This is a genomic window from Hydrogenimonas sp. (assembly GCF_029933015.1).
Taxonomy (GTDB): domain Bacteria; phylum Campylobacterota; class Campylobacteria; order Campylobacterales; family Hydrogenimonadaceae; genus Hydrogenimonas.
On record NZ_JAOZOZ010000103.1, the window covers coordinates 1 to 5638 of the forward strand.

At 57.9% G+C, this 5638-nt stretch carries 3 protein-coding genes; 2 read left to right on the forward strand and 1 reads right to left on the reverse strand.

The annotated features are described in order from the left end of the window. The coding region (locus tag Q1K23_RS07175) for a hydantoinase B/oxoprolinase family protein (RefSeq protein ID WP_300363464.1) at positions 1 to 1482 on the forward strand (1482 nt) is incomplete at its 5' end. A 58-nt stretch (positions 1483 to 1540) separates the two neighbouring features. Then, entirely contained in the window at positions 1541 to 3748 is a 2208-nt protein-coding gene (locus Q1K23_RS07180; protein WP_300363465.1) for an endonuclease MutS2, read from the forward strand. A gap of 22 nt (positions 3749 to 3770) precedes the next feature. On the opposite strand, the gene Q1K23_RS07185 is transcribed toward Q1K23_RS07180, so the two are convergent. After that, positions 3771 to 5555, reverse strand: coding sequence for a diguanylate cyclase (locus Q1K23_RS07185; protein ID WP_300363466.1), 1785 nt, complete (start codon positions 5553 to 5555; stop codon positions 3771 to 3773). Positions 5556 to 5638: the final 83 nt, after the last annotated feature.

Genomic DNA, 5638 nt, shown 5'->3' on the forward strand with positions numbered 1-5638 from the left:
AGAATGGGACAGATCCTTCAAAAAAGCGCCGTCTCCACCAATATCCGCGAACGGCTCGACTTCTCCTGCGCCCTCTTTGACGCCGAAGGCAATCTGGTGGCCAACGCGCCCCATATTCCCGTGCATCTGGGCTCCATGAGCAGCGTCGTCAAATCCCTGATCGCCAAATACGTCACTTTCGAAGCGGGCAGTGCCTTCATCACCAACGCCCCCTACGAAGGGGGCTCCCATCTGCCGGACATCACGGTCGTCACCCCCCATGTGGAAGGGGGCGAAGTGCTCTTCTGGGCCGCCAGCCGGGGGCATCACGCCGACATCGGCGGCAAAGTGCCCGGTTCGATGCCGCCCTTTTCGACGACCCTTTCGGAGGAGGGGGCGCTTTTTGCGAGTTTCCCGATGATCGAAAAGGGGCGTTTTAACGAGGAGCGCGTCGTGGAGATTCTGCGCAAGGCGGGCGCCCGGAACATTCCTGATAACCTGAGCGATCTGCGGGCCCAGGCGGCGGCCAACCGGGAAGGGATCGAAGGGGTGCTGGCCCTGATGCGCCAGAGCGGCAGAGAGAAGATCCTGGACTATATGGCCGACATCCGGCGTGTCAGCGAATCGGCCGTCCGCCGTCTCTTCGAAAAGTACGCCGGCAGGAAGCTGCACGGCGCCGACCGGCTGGACGGAGGCGACGAGATCGCGCTGACGGTGACTTTCGACGAAACGGGGGGTGCCCTCTTCGATTTTAGCGGCAGCGGCGTGGAGATATGGGGCAACCAGAACACCCCGCCCGCCGTGGTGCGCTCGGCGGTGGTCTACGCGATAAGAGCGATGCTGCGGCGCGACCTTCCGCTCAACGAGGGGCTGATCGCGCCGGTGACGCTGAAGCTGCCCGAAGGTTCCCTCCTCGACCCCGGCCCCGAAGCCGCGGTGGCGGGGGGCAACGTGACGACGAGCCAGCGGATCGTGGACGTGATTCTGGGGGTCTTCGGGGAGGCCGCGGCGAGCCAGGGGTGCATGAACAACGTCACCTTCGGCAACGAAAACTTCGGCTACTACGAGACCCTGGCCGGCGGTGCCGGCGCCACGCCCCGGGCGCCGGGAGCGGACGCCGTGCATACCCACATGACCAACACCCGCATCACCGACGTGGAGATTCTCGAACGCCGCTTTCCGGTGGCGGTGGAGAGCTTCGCGATACGCCGGGGCTCCGGCGGTGCCGGAAAACACGCGGGCGGAAACGGCCTCGTACGGGTCTACCGCTTTTTCGCGCCCCTCGACTTTTCGATCCTCAGCGAGCGGCGGGTTTTCGCCCCTTTCGGGCTCGCCGGAGGCGGCGACGGTGTCCGGGGGCGCAACCTGCTGATCCGTCACGGAAGAGTGTATAATCTCGGATCGAAAGTACAGCTGAAAGTGGAAAAGGAAGACAGAATCCGGATCGAGACGCCCGGCGGAGGCGGATATGGAGACGGGGGAGCGGGAAATGGTGAACAGTGAACGGAAAACAGTGAACGGTGAATGGGGAGATTCGTAAATCTATGAAATTTGGGAACGTATGAAAGAGAAACTGATCAAACAACTCGACCTGACGGGGTACATCGAACGCTTCGAAGGGCTTCTGGCCAGGCCCAAACCTCTCTTCATCGAGGGGGACAGGGGGCTGCATTTCCGGTTTATCCGGGCGCTGGAGGAGGTGGCGTTCAAATCGCCTCCGAAGGTGCGCAATCTGGAGGAACTGTGGATGCGTCTGGGCAAGCAGGCGGTACTGGGACTCGACGACATCTTCGAGATCGTCAAGATCGTCCGCTATTTCCTCTATCTCAAGAATCTGCGCATCGAAAACGTGCTGGGGGAGTGGCTGGCGGAGATCACGATCCCCGATCCGATCGTCGAAATCTCGAAGATGTTCGACGAAAAGGGGAACCTCGAAGATCATGTGGACGAGCGGCTCGCCTCTTTGAAGGCGGCGCGGCAGCAGAACCGCGAAGCGATCCGACAGACCCTGGCGCGGATGGTCAACAGCGCCAGGCTGGGTCCCTATCTGGTGGATAGGCAGATCCACTACGTCAACGACGAGGAGGCGCTGCTGGTGCGGGGCGGTTTCAACCACGTCATGAAAGCGACGGTGATCGGACGGACGTCGGCGGGCTTTTTCTACGTCATCCCCGAAAGCGTCGCCAAACTCAAGGAGAAGGAGGCGGGCATCGTCAGCCGGCTCGAGGAGGTCTATCTGGAGATCGCCAAAAGCACGAGCCTCACCCTGGGCGGCTGGCTGAAGTTTCTGAAGTTCATCGACGCCGCTTTCGACCGTTTCGACCACTACCAGGCGAGAATGCAGATGGCGCGTCTGGAAAACCTGGAGTTCGTCCTGCCCCAAAAAGGCGACACGATCCGGCTCACCTCTTTCGCCCACCCGGCGCTCGCCCATCCCAAACCGGTGACGATCGACTTTTCCCGAAACGTCCTGATGATCACGGGGGTCAACGCGGGCGGAAAGACGATGCTGCTCAAGTCGATCCTGGCGGCGGCCTGGCTCGCCAAATATCTGCTTCCGATGAAGTGTGACGCGAAGAAGACGACGATCGGAAGTTTCCGACGGATCGAAGCGATCATCGAAGACCCCCAGAACGTCAAAAACGATATATCCACCTTCGCCGGACGGATGCGGGAGTTTTCGCGCCTCTTCGGACAGAACGACGTCTTGGTGGGTGTCGACGAGATCGAACTGGGGACCGACAGCGACGAGGCGGCGAGCCTTTTTAAAGTGATGATCGAGGAGCTGATCAAACGGCGGATCAAGATCGTCATCACGACCCACCACAAGCGGCTGGCGGCCATGATGGCGGGTGACGCGAGGGTGGAGCTGGTGGCGGCGGTCTACGACGAGAAGAACCAGGTGCCCACCTACACCTTTTTGCAGGGGATCATCGGAAAGAGCTACGCCTTCGAGACGGCGGAGCGCTACGGCGTGCCGAAAAACATCGTCGAAAAGGCCCGCCTCGAATACGGCGAGGACAAAGAGCGCCTCAACGAGCTGATCGAACGCTCCAGCACCCTGGAGAAAGAGCTGCGTGAAAAGCGTGAAAAACTCGAGCGGGAGATCGAGGCGCTGGAGAGGGAGAAGGCGCGCTACCGGGAGCTCAACGACACCCTCGAGAGCGAACTGCTGGCAAAAAAGAGGGAGCTGGAGGCGATCTACCAGGAAGCGACGAAAAAGGCGCGGGAGGCGCTGAAGCTCAAAGAACAGAAGGCGGTCCACCGGCAGCTCGGCGAAGCCCACAAGATCGTCCGGAAGGCGAAGGTGGAAGCACCGAAGCGGATCGAAACCTTCAAGGTCGGCGACCGGGTCAAATACCGGAAGAACCGCGGCACCATCGTCGCCCTGAAGGCGAAGGAGGCGACGATCGAAGTGGAGGGGATGAAGCTGCGGGTGCCCCTGAGCGAGCTCAAACGCTCGGGCAATCCCCCCAAAGCGCCCAAAAAGAGAAAGGTGGAGGTGAAGCTGCAGAGAGAAAACGCCACCGCCTCGGTGAAACTCGACCTTCACGGCCTGCGGGCCGAAGAGGCGGTCGAGAAGCTCGACAAGTTTCTATCGGACGCGCTGCTGGCCGGTTTCGACGAAGTGCTGGTCTATCACGGCATCGGCACCGGGCGCCTGGCCCATGCCGTGCGGACTTTTCTGAAAGAGCATCCCAGCGTCAAGGGGTTCCACGACGCGCCGCAGCATATGGGAGGGTTCGGCGCGACTGTTGTAGAGCTTTGAGCCCCTTTCGTTCATGGTCGCATCAGACGACGACCCTGTCCCGACCGCTTCCTTTGGCTTCGTAGAGCTTCTCGTCGGCTCTTTTCAGCAGGGTGTCGAGGTCGAAGCCGCTCTCTTTCGTGTCGGTAATGCCGCCACTGAATGAAAAGCATATCTTTTTGCCCCGATACTCTGTACAGCCGTTTTCCCGGGTGACCTCTCGCAGGCGCAAAGCCAGTTTCAGTGCGTCCTCTTTTGTCGTGTAGGGGATGATGATGAGAAACTCTTCCCCGCCCAGCCGAAAGGCCATGTCGCTGTCACGGAGATTGGCGATGATGATGTGGGCGAAGCGTCTGAGCACCTCGTCGCCGGCATCGTGGCCGAAGGTGTCGTTGACTCTTTTGAAATGGTCGATATCCAGGTAGAGAAAGGCGATGGGGAAACCGTGCCGTTTCGCCTTGGAGAGTTCTACGGGAGCGACCTCTTCGAGATAGTGGCGGTTGTAAAGGCCCGTCAGTTTGTCCGTAATGGCCATGGCGTAGGCCATCGATTTCTCTCTTTCGAGCAGATAGACCTCCACTTCCCGTTTCGTGATGATATCGATCGCCGTTTCGAATTTGCTCAGCATTTCGATCATCTCCTCGGACCGTTCGAAGGAGCGGTCCAGTACGAACATGCCGATTCCGATCACTTTCCTGTCGTAGTCGTGGACGGGAAAGGTATAGAGTGTGGCCGGTCTCTCGAAGGAGATGCACCGAACCTCTTCGCTGTCGATGAAAAGGCGTTTTTGCTCCCGAAAAGTTTCGTGAAACTTCCGGATTATCTCCTGTTTTGTACGATTGCAGGGTTTGACTTTGTCTGTGTTGGAGTCGAGTTTGATGAAGTAGTCGTTGTTGATCAGTGCCAGGGTGAAAATCCCGCTGATGGGAAAGGCTTTTTTCATGCTCGCCAGAATGCGTCTGGTATCGGCGTGGAAACTGTCGAAAAATGCCGCGATCTCGAAGACTTCCGGCAAAACGGCGTTGACTTTCGTCATCAATTCGATTTTTCTGGTCCCACCGAACTCCAGATAGAGGCCGCATTTGAGTCTCCTGAGTTTTTCTATGATGGGCCCGACGAGCTCTTCGGGGATGATCGAACCGTGTTGTGGGGCGATCATCTTGATCGGATGGCATTTTTCGATATTGTCCAGGCCGTGGTTGACGATTTCGGTGGCGGGCATGTAGTGGGTATGAAAAGGTTTCATCTGTTCAAAATAGGAGTCGGCGTCTTTGGCGAAAAGTGAAAATGTTTCGGTCATGCCTCCGAAAATGTCACTGGAAAAGAGGATGCCCGTCGTTGTGTCATAGGTGCAGAAAGCTCCGGGAAAGTGCATATAGGGGGTAAACGTGAATTTGAGTTTGCGTCGGCCGGCATCGAGTCTCCACTCTCGGGCCTGCACTTCGTAAAATTCGATCCCCCAGTCGTAGTGGTCGAGCAGTTCGGCGGCACGCCAGTGGGTGACCAGGTAGCGGTTTTTGGTCCCGATCTCTTCGAGAAGATCTGCGACGGCGGAAGTGATGTCGGGATCCTGGTGGTGGCAGACGATATATTTGATGTGTTCGAGCGGCATCAACCGGAGGATCTTTTCTCTGGTATGGGTCCATGTCAGTTTCGAGCCCGGGTCGATCAGGATGCTCTCTTCACCATTTTCGATGAGATAGACATGACACTGGAAAATGTCGTTTTCCAGTACATGACCGACCCACCAGATATTCGGGGCGATCTCTACCGCTTTCGAACAGTCGATAATTTCGTTCCGTGACGAAAAATTCTCCATTTTATTCATGGGTTACCATAGCATAAAATTTTGTATAAAAGACTTAGCGACATAAAAGAATAATCGTCGTACACTTTATAAAATAGATATAA